Source organism: Acinetobacter sp. C13 (assembly GCF_016809775.1).
Classification (GTDB): Bacteria; Pseudomonadota; Gammaproteobacteria; order Pseudomonadales; family Moraxellaceae; genus Acinetobacter; species Acinetobacter pittii.
Map to the genome: position 1 here is coordinate 289,436 of NZ_JAFBJL010000002.1, position 22,186 is coordinate 311,621.

General features: G+C 38.6%; 16 protein-coding genes. 13 read left to right on the plus strand and 3 right to left on the minus strand.

From position 1 onward, the window contains the following. Positions 1-36 precede the first annotated feature (36 nt). Positions 37-2,067, minus strand: a complete 2,031-nt coding sequence (gene basB, locus JGE69_RS06580) for an acinetobactin non-ribosomal peptide synthetase subunit BasB (RefSeq protein WP_199113256.1) — start codon at positions 2,065-2,067, stop codon at positions 37-39. Positions 2,068-2,568: 501 nt separating this feature from the next. On the opposite strand from basB, the gene JGE69_RS18130 reads away from it, so the two are divergent. The 6 genes from JGE69_RS18130 (at position 2,569) to JGE69_RS06605 (ending at position 8,740) form a co-directional block, all read left to right on the plus strand. Next, positions 2,569-2,700, plus strand: a complete 132-nt coding sequence (locus JGE69_RS18130) for a hypothetical protein (RefSeq protein WP_001218004.1) — start codon at positions 2,569-2,571, stop codon at positions 2,698-2,700. Beyond that, positions 2,700-3,641 (plus strand): ferric acinetobactin ABC transporter permease subunit BauD, encoded by a 942-nt coding sequence (gene bauD, locus JGE69_RS06585; RefSeq protein ID WP_199113048.1) that lies wholly within the window; start codon positions 2,700-2,702, stop codon positions 3,639-3,641. The genes JGE69_RS18130 and bauD overlap by 1 nt, the downstream gene beginning before the upstream one ends. After that, on the plus strand, positions 3,641-4,588 hold the full coding sequence (gene bauC, locus JGE69_RS06590; RefSeq protein WP_031988113.1) for a ferric acinetobactin ABC transporter permease subunit BauC: 948 nt from the start codon (positions 3,641-3,643) through the stop codon (positions 4,586-4,588). Before bauD ends, bauC begins: the two co-directional genes overlap by 1 nt. Then, on the plus strand, positions 4,585-5,355 hold the full coding sequence (bauE, locus tag JGE69_RS06595; RefSeq protein WP_032004524.1) for a ferric acinetobactin ABC transporter ATP-binding protein BauE: 771 nt from the start codon (positions 4,585-4,587) through the stop codon (positions 5,353-5,355). The genes bauC and bauE overlap by 4 nt, the downstream gene beginning before the upstream one ends. A 6-nt stretch (positions 5,356-5,361) precedes the next feature. Next, complete coding sequence (bauB, locus tag JGE69_RS06600; RefSeq protein ID WP_086394232.1) at positions 5,362-6,330, plus strand: siderophore-binding periplasmic lipoprotein BauB; 969 nt, start codon at positions 5,362-5,364, stop codon at positions 6,328-6,330. 85 nt (positions 6,331-6,415) lie between these two features. Continuing rightward, on the plus strand, positions 6,416-8,740 hold the full coding sequence (locus JGE69_RS06605; protein WP_199113046.1) for a TonB-dependent receptor: 2,325 nt from the start codon (positions 6,416-6,418) through the stop codon (positions 8,738-8,740). 66 nt (positions 8,741-8,806) lie between these two features. Here the strand turns inward: JGE69_RS06605 and basC are convergent, their stop codons facing one another. Further along, positions 8,807-10,117 carry a putative histamine N-monooxygenase gene (gene basC, locus JGE69_RS06610; protein ID WP_199113043.1) on the minus strand — a complete coding sequence of 437 codons (1,311 nt, stop codon included), beginning with the start codon at positions 10,115-10,117 and terminating at the stop codon, positions 8,807-8,809. A gap of 47 nt (positions 10,118-10,164) precedes the next feature. Further along, positions 10,165-13,107, minus strand: coding sequence for an acinetobactin non-ribosomal peptide synthetase subunit BasD (gene basD / locus JGE69_RS06615; protein WP_199113041.1), 2,943 nt, complete (start codon positions 13,105-13,107; stop codon positions 10,165-10,167). Positions 13,108-13,268: 161 nt separating this feature from the next. Here basD and basE point away from each other — a divergent pair, with 161 nt between their 5' ends. From basE to JGE69_RS06650, 7 genes are all read left to right on the plus strand, one after another. Continuing rightward, complete coding sequence (gene basE / locus JGE69_RS06620; RefSeq protein WP_060464780.1) at positions 13,269-14,897, plus strand: (2,3-dihydroxybenzoyl)adenylate synthase BasE; 1,629 nt, start codon at positions 13,269-13,271, stop codon at positions 14,895-14,897. Positions 14,898-14,914: 17 nt separating this feature from the next. Then, positions 14,915-15,784, plus strand: coding sequence for an acinetobactin biosynthesis bifunctional isochorismatase/aryl carrier protein BasF (gene basF, locus JGE69_RS06625; RefSeq protein ID WP_005073360.1), 870 nt, complete (start codon positions 14,915-14,917; stop codon positions 15,782-15,784). A 115-nt stretch (positions 15,785-15,899) separates the two neighbouring features. Beyond that, positions 15,900-17,051: an acinetobactin biosynthesis histidine decarboxylase BasG gene (basG, locus tag JGE69_RS06630; protein WP_199113039.1), complete on the plus strand. Its 1,152-nt coding sequence runs from the start codon at positions 15,900-15,902 to the stop codon at positions 17,049-17,051. A gap of 245 nt (positions 17,052-17,296) precedes the next feature. Next, positions 17,297-18,907, plus strand: a complete 1,611-nt coding sequence (barA, locus tag JGE69_RS06635; protein WP_199113037.1) for an acinetobactin export ABC transporter permease/ATP-binding subunit BarA — start codon at positions 17,297-17,299, stop codon at positions 18,905-18,907. Further along, positions 18,904-20,499: an acinetobactin export ABC transporter permease/ATP-binding subunit BarB gene (barB, locus tag JGE69_RS06640; protein WP_199113035.1), complete on the plus strand. Its 1,596-nt coding sequence runs from the start codon at positions 18,904-18,906 to the stop codon at positions 20,497-20,499. The genes barA and barB overlap by 4 nt, the downstream gene beginning before the upstream one ends. A gap of 72 nt (positions 20,500-20,571) precedes the next feature. Then, on the plus strand, positions 20,572-21,306 hold the full coding sequence (basH, locus tag JGE69_RS06645) for an acinetobactin biosynthesis thioesterase BasH (RefSeq protein ID WP_199113033.1): 735 nt from the start codon (positions 20,572-20,574) through the stop codon (positions 21,304-21,306). Between the two features lie 10 nt (positions 21,307-21,316). Further along, positions 21,317-22,072 carry a 4'-phosphopantetheinyl transferase family protein gene (locus JGE69_RS06650; protein ID WP_199113031.1) on the plus strand — a complete coding sequence of 252 codons (756 nt, stop codon included), beginning with the start codon at positions 21,317-21,319 and terminating at the stop codon, positions 22,070-22,072. Positions 22,073-22,186 lie beyond the last annotated feature (114 nt).

Below are 22,186 nucleotides of genomic sequence, written 5' to 3' on the forward strand. Positions count from 1 at the left end.
TGTTTGCTTTTAAGCACATGGTGGGTTTTAGGGCAACTAGATTTGAGCTAAGGTTGCCTTAATTTTTTCACAGATACTTTCCACTGTTGCAGTCGGGAAGCGATGGGCTTGATACGTAATGATCATGCTTAACTGATGCTGACCATCAATCACATTTTCCATAATTTCAAAATGTAATCCGAACATCGATTCATCACGTTCCGGCAAGATCTGGCGATAAGGAAGGTCTTGTCCCTGAGGTGTTTTGAGCGCGCCGTTTAAAGCGTTATTTGAATGGATATGAATAAACACATCAAATAACAGTCCTTCATCGGTGCTCATCCCTAATGCATTTTGAATATGGTTGATGGGAATATCTGCATAGGCCATCGAGGTATTAATCATTGTGCTGATATTGTGGAGCAATGATTGGAATGAATCTGAAGGGCTAAACTGTGTGCGATGCGCAACCATGGTCGTAAAGTAACCCACCGTATCAAAAAACTCAGGATCAGTTCGTCCAGATGCAGAAGTACCAATCACAATATCTTTTAAATTGCCTTGTTGCTGTAACGCATTGGCGATAGCAGTATAGAGAACCGCGAAAATAGAAGAGCCGTGTTGTCTCGAAAATGCGAGGAGCTTGTCATACATTTCCGGTGCAAATTTAAGTTCGAGCCATTGGATTGGAGGTTTTTCCTTTTCAGAATTTAATTCATTTTCTAAAACAGGGAGACTTAGACCTTTGGTTGCCCCTCTTAACAGGTTAGTCCAATAATTTAGATGGTCTTGGTTAATCCCTTGCTTTTGCTGGAGTAAAGAAAAATCAAGAATAGATTGGGCAGGTGCCTTCCAGTTTGGTGCTTGAGCATTTGAACGAGCAAGATAAGCATGCGCAAGGTCAGCCATAATGGTATTTAAAGACCATTCATCAATTACCATGTGGTGAACTAAAAACGATAGAGTTTGGCGACCTTTGGCATTTCGAATCAAACGAATTCTTAAGGGAAGTTCACGGGTTAAATCAAATTTATATGAAGCTTCACTGGCAAGCGTTGCATCTTTACTTTCAGCACTATTCCAAAACCATTTGAATTGTTTAAGTTCAGATGTAGGAACAACCTGTTGATAGGTTTGACCATTGGCGCTATTAAAAATTGTGCGTAAACCTGCATGGCGCTCAACAATATCTGTAAACGCTTGAAAGAAAATATCTTCATTAATTTCTTCAAGGAATTCTACGGCAAATGGCAAGTTATAAATTGGGCTAAAATCGAACGCAGAATAAGCTTGCCACAGGAAATCTTGAGCTAAAGTAAGCGGGGCTTGATCTACACTTTGCAAGGTGGATTTTTCAGTTTTTGCAGATTTAATGAAAGCATATTGGGCTAAATCAGCCGCAGATGGAGATTTAAAGAAATCATTAAATTGAATCTCAATTCCATGTTTATTAAGTAGATTTCCAATAATTCGTGTTGCTAATAGTGAATGGCCGCCAAAATCAAAAAAGTCATCATGTTGGCTCATTTCTGGTTCAGCGAGCGTATTTCGGAACTCTTCTAAAATAATTTCTGAAACATAAGTTTGGTTAGGTTGTTGTGGCGCTTTTGCGAAATTTGTATCTAGATGATGTGAGATATCAATTTCCGTCAGTACCAATGGCATATTATTGGGTGAATATTGTTGATAGCGATTTTGTATAGCCTGAATGAAATCTGACTTTTGATAGCTTTCATCAAGAATCGGGTGGAGCGCTAAAATAAGAAAATAGTCTTGTTCAGTTTCTACCAGACTTGTAAAAAAAGGGGGATGAAATTCTGCATTCCATGATTGCGCTTTTAAGGTAGCTACCTGCTCAAATACTTGTTCTGTATTGCTCTTTTTTAATTCTAGGCATGCTGAATGGTCATCAAATGGATATTTGTATAAATCACCTTCGTCACTAAAGGTATAGCGGACATTTAAGTCCGGCGTAGTTTTAATAATGTCTTGAATTGCTTTAATCAGCAGTTGAATATCTAAACCTTGATTAACTTTCCACAGATTAAAACGTCGATTAACTTGTTCAGGCTGCTGTAGTTGCAACATCCAGATATGTTCTTCGTAATCAGTAACCGAAAGGAGAGAGGGCGATTTGGAAAATTGTTCCAACATAAATGAATCCTGGTTTATCAAATGGCTATTTTCATCAATTTTTATTTCGCAAATTTTTTACATTAGATTAAATTTCATATAATTCATAATGTTATAGATTTGCTTGTTTGTAAAAATTGACCTTTTTCTAATGAGTTGATGTCCACGTGAACTGTACTGATGTAACAGTAGGGTTACATTTTACCTTTAAACATACTATAATTGATTCTCATTTACATCAAGATTATTATTTGCAAGAAGATGGTGCCAATTGAGAATTACGAATTTTTAAAATAGAAAATAAATAATAAGTGATTGATTAATATTTATTTAATTCGAAATTGGTTCGGCAAAAATAATTTAAAGATGAAAAAAACGATCCTCAGAATAGGGCTGTGATTTTGCCTATTCAAAAGGAATTTATTTTGTTGTCTCGATAAAAATTGAGGAATTTTCATGAGAATATTCAATCATGAAAGGTTAATAAGCCCATCAAATGTTGAACAAATTTTCCCTCGCTTTGGTTTGATGGGACTAAATTTGCAATTTGCATCGGCTTTATTACGCTCAAGTGGGGCACGCCACTGATGCAATTCGGCTTATTTTTTATTTTTATCCTTTTATGTATTTGTTCGTTATTGCTCGGGGCTGAGCCAATACAGTGGTCTACCTTATTTTCTTTTTCTCATGAGAGTTGGCTCACTCTTACAGCCAGCCGTATCCCTCGTTTGATTACCATTGTGCTCACCGGTATTGGGTTGGCGGTATGTGGCGTCATCTTGCAGCATATTGTGCGTAACAAGTTTGTTGAACCGGAAACATCAGGCGGTTTAGATGCTGCCAAACTAGGAATTTTAGTGTCATTAACTTTAGTTCCGGTAACCAGCACGCTGAGTAAGATGATATTTGCGATCATTTTTTGTTTTATTGCCAGCTTAATTTATATCGCAATTATCCGTCGGATCCATTTTAGAAATACGGTTTTAGTACCGGTTATTGGTTTGATGTACGGCAGTGTACTGAGTGCCTTAGCTGAGTTTTATGCTTATCGCTTTAATATTTTACAAAGTATGCAAGGGTGGCTTTTAGGAGATTTTTCAAAAATTGTCCAAGGCCACTATGAAGTTATTTACATTATTTTTCCGATTGTTGTCCTGACTTATCTTTTTGCACACCGCTTTACCGTAATTGGTATGGGTGAAGAGATGGCTTCTAGCTTGGGACTTAGTTATGCAGCTATAGCCGCGATTGGTTTAATACTGGTTGCCATTACAGTTTCAACCACAGTAATTACTGTTGGTGCCATTCCTTTTGTCGGGCTCGTGGTCCCCAATTTGGTCGCACTGAAATACGGAGAAAACTTAGCTAAAACCTTGCCCATTGTGGCTTTGGGTGGGGCGTCTCTATTACTGGTTTGCGACATTCTTGGTCGCTCAATCATTTATCCATTTGAAGTGCCAATCGGACTTACCGCAGGTGGTGTGGGGGGAATTATTTTCCTCATCCTCATTTTGAGGGAGTTCAGATAATGCGTATTACAAAGCTATGGATGATTTACCTGATTGTCGTCTGTCTAGCAGTATGTTTTTTATTTTTAAACTCAGGACTAGATTTTGATTACGTTATTCCTAACCGACTTCTTCGTCTTGCCACGATTGTGATAGCCGGTATTTGCGTTGCTTTTTCCTCGATTGTTTTTCAGACACTGGTTGGTAATCGTATTTTGACTCCTTCCATTATGGGCTATGAAGCGATTTATCTCTTATGGCAAGTTTTGTTGTTGTTTTTTTGGGGGACACATGGATTAAGCCAGTTAGGGGTAAATGGTAATTTCTTTATCTCAATCGTTTTAATGCTGCTTTATTCGTGGGTAATCCATAAGTGGTTATTGCCATACGGCAGAAATGATGTGTTTCTCCTGTTGCTTTTAGGTTTAGTCCTTACGATGGTCGTCGGGACGGTTACTCAATTTATTCAACTCAAAATTAATCCTGGTGAATTTTCTGTTTTCCAAGGCCTTAGCTATGCTTCGTTTAATCGCTCTCAGCCAGAAACTTTATTTTATGCCAGTGTAGCCGTAGTCATTGTTCTATTCCTCGGCAGAAAAGCACTTCCTGTTTTGGATGTTCTGGTTTTAGGGCGTGAGCAAGCGATTTCATTAGGCATTCATCATCACCGTTATGTCAGTTTCTATTTAGCCCTAATCGCTATTTTGGTTGCGGTATCTACCAGCCTGATTGGCCCGACAGTATTTATGGGCGTATTTATTGCCAACATTACTTATGCACTAGCAAGAAGTTATAAGCATAAATTAACGCTGCCCATGGGCTGTGCCATCACGATTGCCATATTTATTGCTGCTCAAATTTTAGTTGAGCACGTTTTTAATTACAAAACGACCGTCAGCATTCTGGTCAATCTGGTATGTGGCATTTATTTCCTTGCGCTGACGGTTCGTACCCGAGGTGTTGCATGATTCATGTCAAGAATATCAATAAGTCATATGGAAATAAGCCAGTACTGACTGACGTAAATGTTGAATTTCCTACAGGTCAGGTGACGTCACTCATTGGTCCAAATGGAGCTGGAAAATCGACTTTGCTCATGATGATGGCACGTTTAATTGAACCGGATAAAGGCGAGATTTTTCTTAATCATCAAAATATTGCGGATATTAAAACCGCTGTTTACGCCAAGCATGTCGCGACTTTACGGCAAGCACCTGGCTTTAATTTGCGTTTAACCGTCGAAGAGCTGGTGTCATTTGGACGCTTTCCCTATAGCCGTGGTGTTTTAACCGAGCAAGATCGTCAGGTGGTTGATGAAGCTATTGAGTTTCTTTCTTTAGAGCCGCTGCGCAAATCTTACATAGATGAAATTAGTGGTGGTCAAAGACAAATGGCCTTTTTGGCGATGACGATCGCACAGCAAACAGACGTACTTTTGTTAGATGAACCCTTAAATAACCTTGATATGAAACATGCCGTTCAAATTATGCGCGCACTCAGGCGCTTATGTGATGAACAAGGGCGCACAGTGATTTTAGTTATTCATGACATCAATTTTGCCACGAATTATTCGGACCATATTGTCGCGCTGAAGAACGGCAAGCTTCATTTCAGTGGGTTAACCGAACAAGTGATTACAGAGGCGCAATTAAATGATCTGTACGAGCTTGATTTTGAAATTACATACAGTGAGCGTGGCTGTATGTGTAATTACTTCAACTCATCTGGAGCTTGAATACATATGAACTGGAAGAAAAAGTATGGGGGAGTAGCCCTCATCATAGCGGCAGCTGTCACTCTACAAGCATGTGATCAAAAAGTTGCAGATACCACTCAAGCTTCTCAGAAGCTAGCAGAACCGATTACGGTGAAACATGCGCTTGGGACTACGGTGATAGATCATTTACCGCAACGCGTTGCCGTACTTGATATGAATGAAGCTGACTTTTTAGATCAACTCAATGTCCCGATTATGGGAATGCCAAAAGATTATGTTCCACACTTTTTGGAAAAATATAAAAAAGATACACAAATTCAGGATTTGGGTGCAATTGTGCAGCCCAACATGGAAAGAATATATGCATTAAAACCAGACTTGATTTTGATGACGCCATTACACGTTAATCAGTATCAGGAACTGTCAAAAATTGCCCCGACCATTCACTACGATATTAACTTCAACAATAGTGAGAGTAATCATATTGGTCTGGTTAAAGACCATATGATGACCTTAGGAAAAATATTTAATAAAGAAGATTTAGCCCGCCAGAAAGTTTCTGAACTTGATGAACAGGTGAAGCAAGTACAAGCGGTGACAGCCAATCGCCCAGAAAGAGCGTTAGTCGTTCTTCATAACAATGGGGCCTTTAGTAATTTTGGTATTCAGTCACGCTATGGCTTTATTTTTAATGCTTTTGGAGTAAAGCCTGCAAGTGGTGTGATGGATACAAGTCTACATGGGCAACCTATTTCGAGTGAATTCATCAAAAAAGCGGACCCAGATATTCTCTATATCGTGGACCGAACTGCTGTGATGGAACATCGCTCAAACATTAATGCTGCCAGTGTTGAAAATCCATTATTACGTCAAACCAAAGCATGGAAAAACGGTCGTGTCATTTTTGTCGATGCAGATGCCTGGTACACCACGGCTGCAAGCCCAACCTCGCTCAAAATAGTGATGGAAGATGTAAAAAAAGGCTACCAATAAATTTTTACGCATATCACTTAATCAAATTTTACAGCATAAATTTTCACTATTTTGCTTTGTATTTTAAGCAGATAGTTAATAAAAAATGAATCACAACATTAAAGGTCTTTCAATGAACAACGTTAGCGATAACCGTAATTTTAAAAGTGGGAATGATCAAAGAATTAATCACCGTTCTTTTGTATTAAATGGTATTGCATCTGCACAAATGGCCCTTCGATTAGGCTATGCATTAGGCACTGTATTTGTTCTATGTGCATCAAATACCTATGCTGCTGTTATTGATAATTCAACAAAAACTCTAGAACAACAAACTGCTCAAACAAATGTAGCAGCTTTACCCGCAATTACCGTAAAAGCTGAACAAGATGATACTTATGCAGGTGGGCAAGTTTCGTCAAAAAGCTCAGTTGGCTTTTTAGGTAATAAAACCGCTATGGAAACCCCGTTTAATACCATTGCGTATACAGAAAAATATATTGCAGATCAGCAAGCGAAAGATATCACTGATGTGATTGCAAAAACGGATCCATCTATTTTTTCAACTGGCGCTTACGGCGTAATTGCAGAAAGTTATGCTATTCGTGGATTTAGATCAAGTTCTGTGGCTGCTGGCCGCGATACTTCTATGGGCGGATTATATGGTATTGCTCCTTTATACCGCGCTTCACCGGAAATGTTTGAACGTATTGACGTGTTAAAAGGCCCTTCAGCAATGTTAAACGGAATGCCTCCAGGTTCAACTTTAGGGGGAACAGTTAACTTGGTTCCGAAACGTGCAGGAGATGATCCCTTAACTCGTTTTACAACGACGTATATGTCGGATTCACAATTCGGAGGCCATCTGGATATTGGACGCCGTTTTGGTGAAAACAAAGAGTTTGGTGTGCGGTTCAACAGTGTATATCGAGATGGTGAAGGACCGATTAAAGAGCAGGAAAAAACCACTCATCTATTTTCACTTGGTTTAGATTGGAAAGGCGACAATGCACGACTTTCAGCCGATTTATATACTAGCCGTGACCATGCTGACGGTATAAATCGTGGTTTAACCATTTTACCAGGTGTCAATTTACCCAAAGCGCCAAACCCCGATACTTTATTGAATCCAACGTGGACGGCCTATAACACGCGTGATACGGGAGGTATGATTCGAGGCGAATATGACTTAAATGATAAATGGATGGCGTATGCAACGGCGGGTATGAGTAAAACAGAATATAACACTTTGGGTGCTGCTAAAACTGAAATACAAAACGAAGCGGGAGATATAAAATTCAATATTGCACATTTAGGTTTCAAATATGAACGTAAATCTGCTGAAGTGGGTTTACGTGGTAAATTTGATACAGGTGCTGTAAAACATGCTCTGGCATTAAATGCAACACATTACCGCGAAACGGATGACGAAGCTGGTATTAGACAAGGATTTCCTGAGGGAGATCGTGTAACTAATATTTATAATCCGAATTGGGGCAGTAAACCGAATCGCGTTCCTATTGCACCTATTTTTAGTAATAAAGAAAATTTAACAAGTGTTGGTTTAGCCGATACGATGTCGGTTCTTCAAGATCAAGTCCAATTAACCTTGGGACTGCGTTATCAAAATATTGTCACCGAAAGTTTAAATGGGCAGGGCGTCCGAAATATTAACGGTCGTTATGATAAAAACGCTATTACACCTGCAGCTGCAATTTTGGTAAAAGCAAATGATCATGTTTCATTATATGCAAACTATATTGAAGGATTAAGCTCAGGGGGAACCGTACCTACCGGACAAAACTACGAAAATGAGGGGCAAATATTTTCTCCTTTTAAAACTAAACAGATGGAAACCGGAATTAAAATTGACAGCGGTAACTTCACCAATACGTTTAGTGTATTTCAGATCAAATCTAGAAATTCGTATGTAATTAAAAGTACCGATGAAAAAATCAAATCTATTTATGGCGCTGATGGAGAACAACGTAATCGCGGAATTGAATGGGGCTTTTATGGTTCACCTGTTGACAGTATTCGTGTAATGGGAGGATTAACTTATATTGATCCTAAAATTACAAAAACCAGAATTGAAAGCGAGTTAGGAAATGTTGTTGCCGGTGTTCCAAAAGTGCAAGCTAAGCTTGGTATTGAAGGTGATGTGTCGTATATCCCTGGCTTAACTTTGACTGCCAATGCGACAGCTGCGTCTAAACAATATATTTATAATGATAACTCAACTTCAGTACCTGGACGTGAAGTGTACGGAATTGGCGCACGTTATAATACGAAAATAGCTCAATTTCCTGTCACTATTCGCGGGAATATTGATAACCTCACCAATAAGTCATATTGGTCAATGCCTCAATTTACAAATTTAATGCTTGGTGCACCACGTACTTATTTATTATCTGCCACAATTGATTTTTAATTTGATCTAAAAAGAACATATAAAAAAACTGCCAAATTTGATTTGGCAGTTTTTTATTAAGCGTTTTTATTTTGGTAAACCATAGTGCTGGAAAGAAGACTGTTTAGGAATTCGATAAGCATTACGCCCCAGTAATTGATTAATAATGACTGAGTTTCGGGTTGCTCCGATCCCTAAGTCTGGAGAACCTACACCTTGCTGAAAAATCTCGGCATTTTGAATGAAAATTCGACCTTGTCCTTTATCACAACGTAAAGCCGTAAAGTCTTCTTGAACAATACAATCATTTTTATCATCAACCGCTAAAATAGAACCTTTCATATTTTGGAACCATTCAGGCCAATCATGAACATAGCCTGTAGCTGCGACAAGGGCATCAGTTTCTAATTCGCAATGTTGATCGAGTTGAGTATGCAAACAGGTTAAACGCAGAGAACCCGATTCAAGTTGTTCAACCGATTCAACTTCACAGCTTGTGTATAGGCTTAAACCGGATTTCTCACCCGCCACTGAACGCTCATAAAGCACATCATATATATCACCAATGGTTGAGAAGCTAATTCCTTTATAGATCAGGCCCTGACTAGCAGCAATGTCACGACGTTTATCTCTAGGCAGGCTTTGGAAATATTGCATATATGCAGGGGTAAAACATTCTTGCCCAAGTTTAGAATATTCCATTGGGTGAAAGCCGGCAGAACGTGTGATCCAACGAATAGATGCGCCTGCTTTTACTTGTTCTGGTGTAAGTGAATTAAATAAAGCAAGCACACATTCTGCTGCACTCTGGCCTGAGCCAATAACCGTGACTTGTTTACATTGTTTGAGTTGTTCCTGAATTTTCGCAAACTCCGCAGAATGTTTTACTAAAGGGTGTTTGCATGTTTCAAGCCACGTAGGAATTCGAGGTTTAGTCCCAATACCAATCGCCAGATTTTGGCTTATATATTTTTGTTTTTCACCCGAGGCTGATTCACTTTCTATAATAAATTTATCGAGTTTGGCGTCATATTCAACATGACTTACGTTTTCTCCAAATCGACAATCAGGTAATTGTTTTGAAGCCCAACGGCAATAATGGTCGTATTCACGGCGTGGAATTAAAAAACTATCGTAATAATAAAACTGATGTAAGCGATCATGTTGATGTAAATAATTAATATAGCCTAATGGATGGCAAGGATTGGCCATAGTAACCAAGTCGGCAAAGAAAGGAACTTGTAATGTTGTGCCTTGCAATAGCAACCCTTCATGCCATCGAAATTCTGGTTTACGTTCTAAAAATACGCTTTTGATTTCGGGATGATGAGACAAAAGAGCAGCTAAACCTAAGTTGAATGGCCCAATACCAATTCCGGTAATATCTATTTTTTTCATGTTTATACTTTATCTGTTTCCAAAATGATGAAAGTTAAAAATACGAATTAATGTGGTGTTAGTAGTTTCTCTACATCAGCAATATTGCGACATTGAATAAGTTGAACCGGTGAGAGCTGAATCGCGTATGTTTCATTAATACGTTTTGAAACGACCTTTAAATGATGTGGACGCAGCCCGAGATGAGTAAAATGAGTTGAGCTGTCCACTTCCTTATTTGGCGTGTGGCCAATCACTTCTAAATAAATATCGAGTAGTTGATTTTGCTGTTTAGCATTATTTTCAAGTGGTATAGATGAATGATCGGACTCATTATTCTTGAAATATGGTCGTTTATTTTGAAGCTCACTGAAAAAATTACTGAGATCAAAACTGAATATTTCTGAACCAATAATTTGCTTGATTGCCAATTGTAGCGCATTCAAGAAATCCTCAATCATATGGGGAGGAAATGCTTCTTGAGCATAATCAATATCGAAAATCAAAGCGCCATCATTTCTTGTGCTAAAGCGAATATCAATTGCAACTTGAGGAGTTTGGGTTAGTCCATCTTGTTGCTGAATAGGATGAGATTCAGATAATACAGGCCATGACAAACCATTTGTAATTACAATCGGTAATACAGGAGCAGTGCCAACTTTTTCAAATAATAGTCGAGCGAGATCAACACCTGAAAATGAAAGATGCTGTAAACCCTCTAAAACTTCAGTTTGCAAACGGTTTGCTTGTTCAGCAAATTGATCTGAAGTTTTCCACTCAACAGCAATAAACGTAGAGCTATTTGAAAATGGTCCGGCATAGAGGGGAAGTGTAGGAACAGCAACGCATAGAGATTTTTCAGTGTTCCAATGAGATAGCACTTCCAAAATAATCGCCATGATGATTGAATTTTTAAACAGTGAATGTTTTGCGCCAATTTTAGACAACTGTTTAAATCGATCTTTTTCTATAAGCAGACTGTTACGTTGGTAATGTGAAGTCGATAAATGCTGTAAGGGTGTTTTCCACGGAAGCGCAGGAATGTTAGATAATTTAGAAAATTTTCTTTCCCAGTAAGCCATATCTTCCTGATGAACAGATACGCTATTTTCAGCTTCATTTTCTTCTATTTGCGTTTGGATATCATGTTGTTGCCCATCAAATAGCTCTAACATAAGTGAAGCTATAGATCGGCCATCTAAAATTAATGCATCAAAGCGGACAAAAATCGTTAGTAGATTATTTTTTAATAAAAAAACCGTGATATTCCAAGGCGGCTGATTTAAATCAAATAGCTCATGCGTATAACTATTTTTATAGGACTCGATGTGGTGAGAAGCACGTTCAGGTTCCCATGTAGTTAGGTCTATTTCTTTTAAATTGACACTCACTTGATCGCTTACATATTGTATTAACCTATTTTTATCAATATAGGTTCGTAAGCTGTCATGCCGCCGTACCATTTCTGCCAATCGTTGTCTTAATAAAACAATATCCATTTTGCCGTGATACTGCCTAAACTCTTGCATGGCAACACCACCTAAAGGAAGGGCTTGAGTTCGACCTAATAGATAAGCTTGCTGTAATGCATTTAATGGTTTTTGAGACGTACGATCTGACGAGGTATTTTGTGCTGAGTTTATAATTTGTGTATTAAGTTGCTCAGGATGTGCGGCAAGATTTTTAAGTAAATGAATGAAAGATTCAAATAAATTCGTGATCCATTCTTTGGGTAGAGCATCTAAACGGATGTCCCAATTAACTAAAATACCGTCATCTACATGAGCAACTTGTGCATCAAGTGCAACTTGCGGCCCTTGTGAAATGACCCAATTCATTGAGCCAAAAATACGGCGGACACGTTCGGAAAGTAAATTATCATTTTCTAAGTCGAGCGCCGCTGTAAATACCACGGGAGCAATCTGTGCACTACCATGATAACGGGACAGATCACGTAGAACATTCACACCCGAATAATGTGAATGCTCTAATAACTCAAGCATTTGATTTGCTATTTGTTTGCAGAATGCAGCTAAGGTAGTTATTCCTTTCATATCGACATCAAGGATGACTAAATTAGCAAAATCACCAATAGTGCCTTCGACATTTTTTAAAACCGGTTCGCGCCAAAAAGTAGGAATATTCAATCGGAAGCTGTGATCTTTGGTTGCATGACCAAGCGTATATGCAAATAAACCTAATATCAGGTTAGTCACAGTAATCTGTTGTTCTCTAGCAAGTTGTTGTAATGCTTTTCGTTCTTTTGGCGATAACCACGTACTTAAACGATCACTTTTTGCTGTTTTGAACTCTTGATTAATGAAAGGTAGAGAAGGAGCAGGGCTAATATGAGGCAGACGTTGTTTCCACCATAAGCGGTCTCGTTGGTTTAATTTTTTTAGCTCAGGGTCTGTCCGTATTTTTTGATGCCAGTCAAAAAAATTAGGCGGACGGGAGAATGATATTTCTGGGTCTTCATAAAACAAAGAAAGATCTTCCATCAAGTTCAAAAAACTGGACGGATCTATAGCAATCATGTCCGTATCTACATGAAAACGAAAAATATTATTTTTAAGAACACTTACAGAAAATCTTGCAGTTTGACCCTGACTTAAATCAAGTTTTTGATGGGTCCATTGCTCACGTTTTTGCATGAGCATTTGCTCAATTTGATGATCGCTAAGCTTTGAAAAATCATCGACTTCTAATATCTGTTGAGCTTTCTCAGCCATGATGTTTGCGATGCCATCGGCACTCAAACTTAATCTCAAAATAGCGTGTTCTTTATAAAGTCGTTGAAGTGCTAAATGTAATTTTTGTAGATCAATAAATTGACCGTCAAATTCTGCATAGAGGTGGGCAGCAACCCCACCTAAAGTTGCGTTGCCAGAGCGACCAAACCAGCAGGCCGCTTGCATCGAAGTTAATTCACACATTGAACGATAACTCGGTTGACAAATTAATCTTGTTTCAGCATCATACAAACAAATGAAAATGATTACCAGTTGCATTTGTTAATCATTTCCAATTTTGCTTTGAATATATAGCTTGTCCGTCTTAAGAGTTTTCTTTTGTCGGTATTCAAATTAAATATTTATACCGAGATGTAAGAAAATTTACCAAGAATCAATAGCTTGATAACCATTAAATTAAATTGAATATTTAGAATGTCATGAAAAAACAGTTGATTGAGTTTGTTCGCTGGTCTCCAGAGAGAGCGCAACACTATCGAAATAAAGGTTATTGGATTGACCAACCTTTGACGCGCATTTTAACGGTAGGGGTTCAATCGCATCCGCATTCGCCGGCAATTATTTGTGGTGAGCGTCAGTTGAGTTATATCGAGCTGGACCGGTTATCAACAAATTTAGCTTCTCGACTAGCTGAAAAAGGCTTGGGCAAGGGTGATACAGCTTTAGTACAGCTTCCCAATGTTGCAGAGTTTTATATTGTCTTTTTTGCCTTGCTTAAGGCTGGTGTGGCTGTGCTCAATGCGCTATATAGTCATCGCCAATATGAACTAAATGCCTTTATTAAACAGATTCAACCTAAGCTTTTAATTGGTTCGCGTCAGCATGAAGTCTTTAGCAATAATCAGTTCATTGACTCACTTCATGATGTAAATTTAAGTCCTGAAATTATTTTGATGCTCAATCATCAAGCTACCGATTTCGGACTATTAGATTGGATTGAAACATCAGCAGAGACCTTTGTCGATTTTTCATCTACACCTGCTGATGAAGTTGCTTTCTTTCAGTTGTCAGGTGGAAGTACGGGAACACCAAAACTTATTCCACGCACGCATAATGACTATGACTATAGTGTGCGGGCCAGTGCCGAGATTTGCGGTTTAAACTCGAATACACGGTTATTGTGTGCTCTGCCAGCTCCGCATAATTTTATGTTGAGTTCACCCGGTGCATTAGGTGTTTTACATGCAGGTGGATGTGTTGTGATGGCACCAAATCCTGAACCGCTCAATTGTTTTTCTATTATTCAAAGACATCAAGTCAATATGGCATCTTTAGTGCCGAGTGCTGTCATTATGTGGCTAGAAAAAGCCGCTCAATATAAAGATCAAATCCAGTCTTTAAAGTTGCTTCAAGTGGGCGGAGCAAGTTTCCCTGAATCTTTAGCCCGTCAAGTTCCTGAAGTCCTCAATTGTAAATTACAACAAGTATTTGGAATGGCCGAAGGCTTAGTCAATTACACCAGACTAGATGACTCCGATGAGCAAATTTTTACGACCCAAGGGCGTCCTATCAGTTCTGATGATGAAATCAAAATTGTGGATGAACAGTATAAAGAGGTTCCAGAAGGTGAAATAGGGATGCTTGCGACTCGGGGACCTTATACCTTTTGCGGTTATTACCAAAGCCCTGAACATAATTCACAGGTCTTTGATGAGGACAACTATTACTATTCGGGCGATCTCGTGCAGCGTACTTCGGATGGCAATTTACGTGTAGTAGGAAGAATTAAAGACCAGATTAACCGTGGTGGTGAAAAGATTGCTTCGGAAGAAATAGAAAAACTTATTCTTTTGCATCCAGAAGTTATGCACGCAGCTTTGGTCGCGATTGTTGATGAACAATTCGGTGAAAAGAGTTGTGCCTTTATTGTTTCTCGTAATCCTGAACTTAAAGCTGTTGTGCTCAGACGCCATCTCATGGAGTTGGGTATTGCACAATACAAACTTCCAGACCAGATCAAATTAATCGAAAGTTTGCCACTGACTGCAGTCGGTAAGGTGGACAAAAAACAACTTCGCAGCATTTTAAATACATCTACAACATCTTAATAAATATTGAGCAGCATATGGCTATTTCAAAAATTTCTACTTATCTCATGCCCAAACGAGAGAGTTATCCAAATAATAAAACAGACTGGCAGTTAGATCCTTCTCGAGCAGTTTTATTAATTCATGATATGCAGCGTTACTTTTTAAATTTTTACGATGCTGAAAGTGAATTAATTAAAATGGTTGTTAATCATTTAATTCAACTCAGAAGTTGGGCACATCGGAACAATGTTCCTGTTGTCTATACAGCACAGCCCTATGAACAACCAGCGGCAGATCGTGCATTACTGAATGCCATGTGGGGGCCGGGTTTGCCAGCCTCAACAATCGATCAGCAAAAAATTATTGATCAACTTTCTCCTGCTGAACATGACATTGTCTTAACGAAATGGCGTTATAGCGCGTTTAAACGTTCGGATTTGCTTGAAAGAATGCAAAACTGGAATCGTGATCAGCTCATTATTGGCGGTGTCTATGCTCATATCGGTTGTATGGTTACGGCAATTGAAGCTTTTATGAGCGACATACAACCCTTTCTGGTTGGGGATGCAGTTGCCGATTTTTCAGAAGAAGAACATCGCTTAGCTTTGAAATATGTATCTTCACGTTGCGGTCAAGTTGTGGATACCGAATCTGTAGTGGGGCAGGTGGCAACAGGCATTACACGACCTTGGTTAGAGAAAAAGGTCCAGCAGCTTATTGAAGAAGATGAATTAGATCCAGAAGAAAACCTGATTCTTTATGGACTGGACTCATTACGAATTATGCAGTTTTCTTCGGAACTCAAAGCGCAGGGAATCAATATTAGTTTTGAGGAATTAGGACGCACACCCACTTTATCAAATTGGTGGTCATTGGTTGATGCACGGCAACGGATTGCAGGGTAGAGGGTTGCCTCATAAGGCATACGACAAATCCTGGTCGCTAAATTTTACATAAAATTTATATCTTTGATAGCGACTCCTTAGACGACTTGTAATCGTCATATTAACGGAGAAAAAAATGCTTTTATCGCCTGCTGATCAAGAGAAAATAGAGACATTCTGGAATTACTGTTTAAAACATCAATATTTCAATATTGGATATCCTGAATCTGCAGATTTTGATTATTCCGCTTTATTCCGTTTTTTCAAATTCTCTATTAATAATTGTGGTGATTGGAAAGACTATAGCAATTACGCATTGAATTCTTTTGATTTTGAAAAAGATGTGATGGCGTATTTTGCTGAAATTTTTCAAATTCCCTTTGAAGAAAGCTGGGGATACGTAACCAACGGTGGCACAGAAGGTAATATGTTTGGCTGCTATCTGGCGCGTGAGCTATTTCCAGATTCCACATTATATTACTCAAAAGATACGCATTATTCGGTGGGAAAAATCGCCAAATTATTGCAGATGAAATCTTGTGTAATCGAATCGTTGGATAATGGTGAAATCGACTATGATGATTTAATCCGTAAAATAAAAACCAATAAAGAAAGTCATCCCATTATTTTTGCAAATATTGGTACGACCATGACGGGCGCAATTGATGATATTGAAATGATTCAAGAGCGCTTAGCGCAAATCGGAATCATGCGCCGAGATTATTATATTCATGCCGATGCTGCCTTAAGTGGCATGATTTTACCTTTTGTTGATTATCCTCAAGCGTTTTCCTTTGCTCATGGCATCGACTCGATTTGTGTGTCTGGCCATAAAATGATTGGCTCACCAATTCCGTGTGGCATTGTTGTGGCCAAGCGCCAAAATGTAGAACGTATATCGGTAGATGTTGACTATATCTCTACACGGGATCAAACCATAAGTGGTTCACGCAATGGTCATACTGTCTTGTTGATGTGGGCGGCAATACGTAGCCAAACCAATTTACAAAGACGACAGAGAATTCAACATTGCCTCAAAATGGCCCAGTACGCGGTTGATCGCTTTCAGGCAGTTGGCATTCCTGCTTGGCGGAATCCGAATTCAATCACTGTGGTATTTCCTTGTCCTTCTGAGCACGTCTGGAAAAAGCATTATCTGGCAACCTCTGGAAATATGGCTCATTTAATTACTACGGCACATCACCGAGATACACGTCAGATTGATAGCTTAATTGACGACGTTATTTTTGATCTACAAGGTGCCTCTAAACGTACAGTTGGTTTTTAGTCATATCAAACAAGATGATTTAGACAAATCCCTATTAATTTTTACAGTCTAGAAAATGATCTAAAAATATTTTAATAGGGTGGTTAGGAAGTTTTTGATGCAATTAAAGTTTTTTAAAAAATACTTTTTATACGATTTTCTTATTCATGCTTTTTTAAAGCCGAAAAAGGCAATTCTTGCTGGTCAATTGAAGCGAGATTTCATTTTAAGTACCGCTTTTTTTATGAATATAAAGAGAGATAAGCATGTCTGATTTAAAGTTATCTCATCTGATGACAGACTCTTCCTTGGCACCTGCACTCAAGCCAGCATTTCCTAAATTATTTGCAGGAACGCTTGCTGCCGTATTTTCTGGTTTAGCCATTTTAACTGCCCTGTGGGGCATGATTCAGCTGATTGGTTATTTATCATCTTATTGGGTGATGTTTTCAGCGGTTTTTTGGATAGTTGGAGCAGTGTTGGCAGCACTGGCTTCATGGCTAGTGCATGATGCAGAGGCTGGATTTTCGGCACGATTACGTCGTCAAATTGCTCATCATTTAATTCGGTTACCGACCACAACCCTATCAAAACAGGGTGACCAAAGCTTAAAACGACTGGTTTCAGATGATATCGCAACCTTACATCATATGGTGGCACATTTACCGTCGGAAATTGCGATTTTTGCTGTAATCCCTTTAGTTTCTATTGTTTTATTAATTGTGTTGGTTGGCCCGATGGCCCTTTGGGTATTATTACCTGGGGCAATTGCTTCACTTTATTATTTAATTATTGTTCCCCATGTATCAAAACGGGATGGCGCTGCACGTATGCAGGTCATGTTAGATATTATTGGTTCTGCTGATGATTATGCACGCGGCATTCGTGATAACCGAATATATGGGCAACAATCTGGCGCTTTAACAGCCTATACTCAATCAGCACAAAATTTCACTCAAAATATGGTGTCTTGGGTGAGTAAAGTCGCAACACTCGCTGCTGTTGCCACTGCATTACTACAAGCTGTTGCAACCTTTGCCATCGCCTATCTCGTGGCTTATCAATACGACAGCATGACCTTGGCTGCAACACTTTTCTTTAGTTTGGCCATCGTGACACCTTCACTACGTTTAGGGCATGGTCTTGATTATGTCGCTGCTGGGCGAGCTGCAGCTAGTCGTTTATCTGCATTCTTAAAAGAGCCAGTACTCTCATCGGGCAATCTACAACAGATTGAGCAAGATGTAACACTCGAAATAGTTAATGCAAGCTTTGCAATCGAAAATCAAAAAGTATTGGATCGATTAAGTTATTCATTTCCAAAAAATTCAATGACTGCAATTACAGGACCGAGTGGAGTTGGAAAAACAACCTTACTGCGAGCACTTGCTGGATTAGCCGTATTGCAAGAAGGTGTCGTTCAATTAGCAAAAACAGATATTTTGCAATTACATGAAAAACTAAGACATGAAAAGGTTTTGTTTATTCCACAAGGTGGAGATGTATTACCGACCACAGTAAGAGAAAACTTGTCCTTATCTGCCATTAATGCAAATGATGAACAACTTGAACAGGCACTACTCAAGGCACAACTAAAAGTAGATTTAAATGCAGATGCAACTTTACTTTCAGGCGGTGAAAAACAGCGCCTAGGAATAGCGCGTGCGTTTTTATCTTCAGCTCCTATTATTTTATTAGATGAGCCAACGAGCGCACTCGACCAGACCAATGCGACAAAAATAATATTGGAATTAAGCGACTTAGCTAAAAACCAGAATAAAACCATCGTCATGGTCACTCATGATCTTACCTTAGCTGCTCATGCCGACAACAGGTTAGTGCTTAACGGCCCAACTGACTCAGGGAAATCTTTATGAATACTCCTGCTAAATTAAATAAAGATCAGATTTTTTCGATGCTTCCTCGTGCAGCAAAACAAAAATTAATTATTGTTGGTATCGGATGGATCATTGTTGCAGCAATTGAAGCAATCGCATATACCGTCTTGGCATTTGCAATTGTCAATCAATGGTCTCCAAGTTGGGTTCTCATCAGTGCAAGTGCAGCAATATTAGTGACAGTTATAGTCACTCGTGCTGGCTTCCTTACTGGTGTGCGTTTAGCAGGCGACCTATTTGCTGAGTTAGGCAAATCTTTAGCTCGTGCTAAACTCTCTTGGTTTACCAATGAACAGCGAGCTCAGATTAAGACGATTGCTGGACAGGGAATTCCTGGGTTTATGAGTATCCCTGCTCATCAATTGCAAACCTTTTTACATGCGCCTTTTATGCCTTTGTTTCTAACAATAGGAATAGGCATGCTTGCTGGAGCAGGTGTAGCATTTGTCGCTTTAGGCTTACTTTTACTCTCTTTATTTGCCCAATTCCTAGCACAACGTGCACTTATGCAAATTGATAAAAAACGTAATACTGCCGATTTAGCAGCTTCACAAGCAACGCTGGAATTGGTTGATCATATTGATTTATTACGCACAGCAGCCGGTCCTGAACGTGCGGTCCAAAGGCTAGAACATCGTTGGGAAGTGCAAGAAGAGACATTAGTACGGATTAATCGTGCTGCTGCATTTGCAAGTTTTATTGCAACCTTGGCAAGTGTTTTACCGATTGCAGGGATGGCAACCTATCTGGTACTTGCTGGTGTTAATCATGCTGCTTTGGTATTGGCATTACTCGTCTTAATTGGACGTGCAGCAGCGCCGTTAGGTGAACTTGCTACCGCAGGGTTACATATCAATGATTTGTTTGCTGCACTGCGCAACTTTAATCAGATCACACATCCACCTGAGTTGCCTGAGCCATTACATCCTCAAATTCCTACTGGCCATCGTATTTCGGTACAAGGCGTTAGCTATGCGCCAGCACTTGAAAATATGACTCTCGACATCGCATGGGGGAGCAGAGTATGGGTTACCGGACCAAGCGGTAGTGGTAAGAGTACTTTACTTGAATTGCTTACACGGTTTGATGATCCACAAAGAGGAAAAATTACCCTGGGTGGCATAGCTCTTGATCAAATGAAATATGAAGATTTAATCTCGAATATCGCTTATGTCACACAAGAACCTATTTTGTTCACAGGTACACTGGCTGAAAATATCAGTTTAGGAAAATCTGATGCAACTGATGATGAAATAGAAAAGGCTGCAAGAGATGCCGCATTAGGGGCAATGATTGACCGTAGTTCAGAGGGAATTAATCAATCGGTAGGTAAACAAGGCACCGCATTGTCTGGTGGTGAACGTCAGCGGGTCGCAATTGCCCGAGCATTACTCAAAAATGCGCCAATTTTAATACTTGATGAAGCAACCTCTGCTTTGGATGAAGAGACTGAGCTGGAAATTGTTGCAACGATACGTGCCCTTTCTTCTACGGTTATTTTTGTGACACATCGTGACTCAGCCATTTGGCAACCGACTCAAACTATCAATTTAGCTTCAACTTCTGTTTAAAAAAATAGCGCAGAAATCTGATTTAAGCATTTTTTATAAAAGAAAAATGCTTAATATTTGGAGAATTCTTAAATGAATAAACCTCAATATAATATGTTCTGTTTACCGCCTGCGGGGAGTAGCGCAAGTATTTATCATCCATGGAAAAAGCAGATCTCTGACAATATTCGTATTATTCCTATTGAATATTCGGGTCATGGTATAAAAATAAATGAACCACTGATCGATGATCCTGATCTATTAGCTATGCAAATTGCCAATGAAATACAAGCTTACTCAGACACACCGTTCATTTTATTTGGACATAGTGTGGGAGGTGGCTTGATTTGGAAAGTACTCAATTATTTGAATGAAAAACCCATAATTGATCAGTTGAGATTAATCGTTATAAGTAGCCGACCTGAGCATCACTATATTCAACATATGCGGTACAAGCATGAGCTAACTGATGAAAAAATTGTTGATGAATTAAAACGATACAATAATTTTCCTGACGAAATTTTAAATAATCAGGATGCACTCACATTCTTTCTCAAAATCATTCGTAATGACTTCTATCTTAGCGATCAATTACTAAGGGAGAACATACATAAGACTGAGGTTCCGATCGTTGCATTTTATGGCAAACAGGACCCTGATATTCCTAACAAAAGAATGATAGATGCATGGCAACAACACACAGAAAATTGGTTAGGAAGTATTGAGTTTGAAGGGGACCATTTCTACTTTCTCAATCCCGAGACCCGAGTAAAGATGCTTAAAAACATTGCTGCCATCGTTGAAACATTGACCGTGAATATTGAATAAAGTACAGGCTATGAATACGGAGAAGCAGTTAAGTAGAGGGGCTAATTCATGTCTGGATGAAATAAATATTCAATATGAAAAGCTAACAGCTTTCGGGTTAGATATACATAAAGTCCAGCTCAGTGAAATCAAAGAAATACCTCAGCTTGATCATATCTATCAGGAGCTGAATATATTTCTTCCACCGAATATAAAAAGCTCACGCTTCATTCGTCAATTAGAGTTCTTGACGGGACGCTTAGCAGCAAAATATGCATTACAAAACATTAATTTACAAGATTTTGTTGTTCATCAAGGTAAACATGGGGAACCCCTATGGCCCGAAGGACTGATAGGTGGGATTAGCCATGTTGGATCAAAAAAATCATGTCATGCCATCGCATATGCTAGAAATAACACGGTTCAAGAAAAAATATTTGGGATCGATATAGAGTCTCAAAAACATTATATTTTTTTTCAAAAGAAAGATGAGTTTTATGATGTTTTTCTAAATAAAAATGAACAAGCAGAAATTGAAAAGCTGCAAAAAAAACAAGCATATTTATATTTGGTAATATTCTCTGCTAAAGAAAGTATCATTAAAGCAATTTATTTAAAATATAAGCAAATTATTGATTTTAAAAATATAAGTTTTAAACAACTAGATGGTGAGTTTCTTTATTTTTACCTTAGTCAAGAAAGTTCAATCGAGATAAATCTAGAGATTAAAGTTCAATTTTTTTATACAAATAACGAGATAATTACAATTTCTTGCATTGAAAACTAATTTTATTATTGATAATAATAATCATTTGCATTAATGTGTGTTTCAGTATTTTTATACTCCTATATTTAAAAAGAAGTACTACAGAATTTGCTTGAAAAAAATCAATGTGAGAGG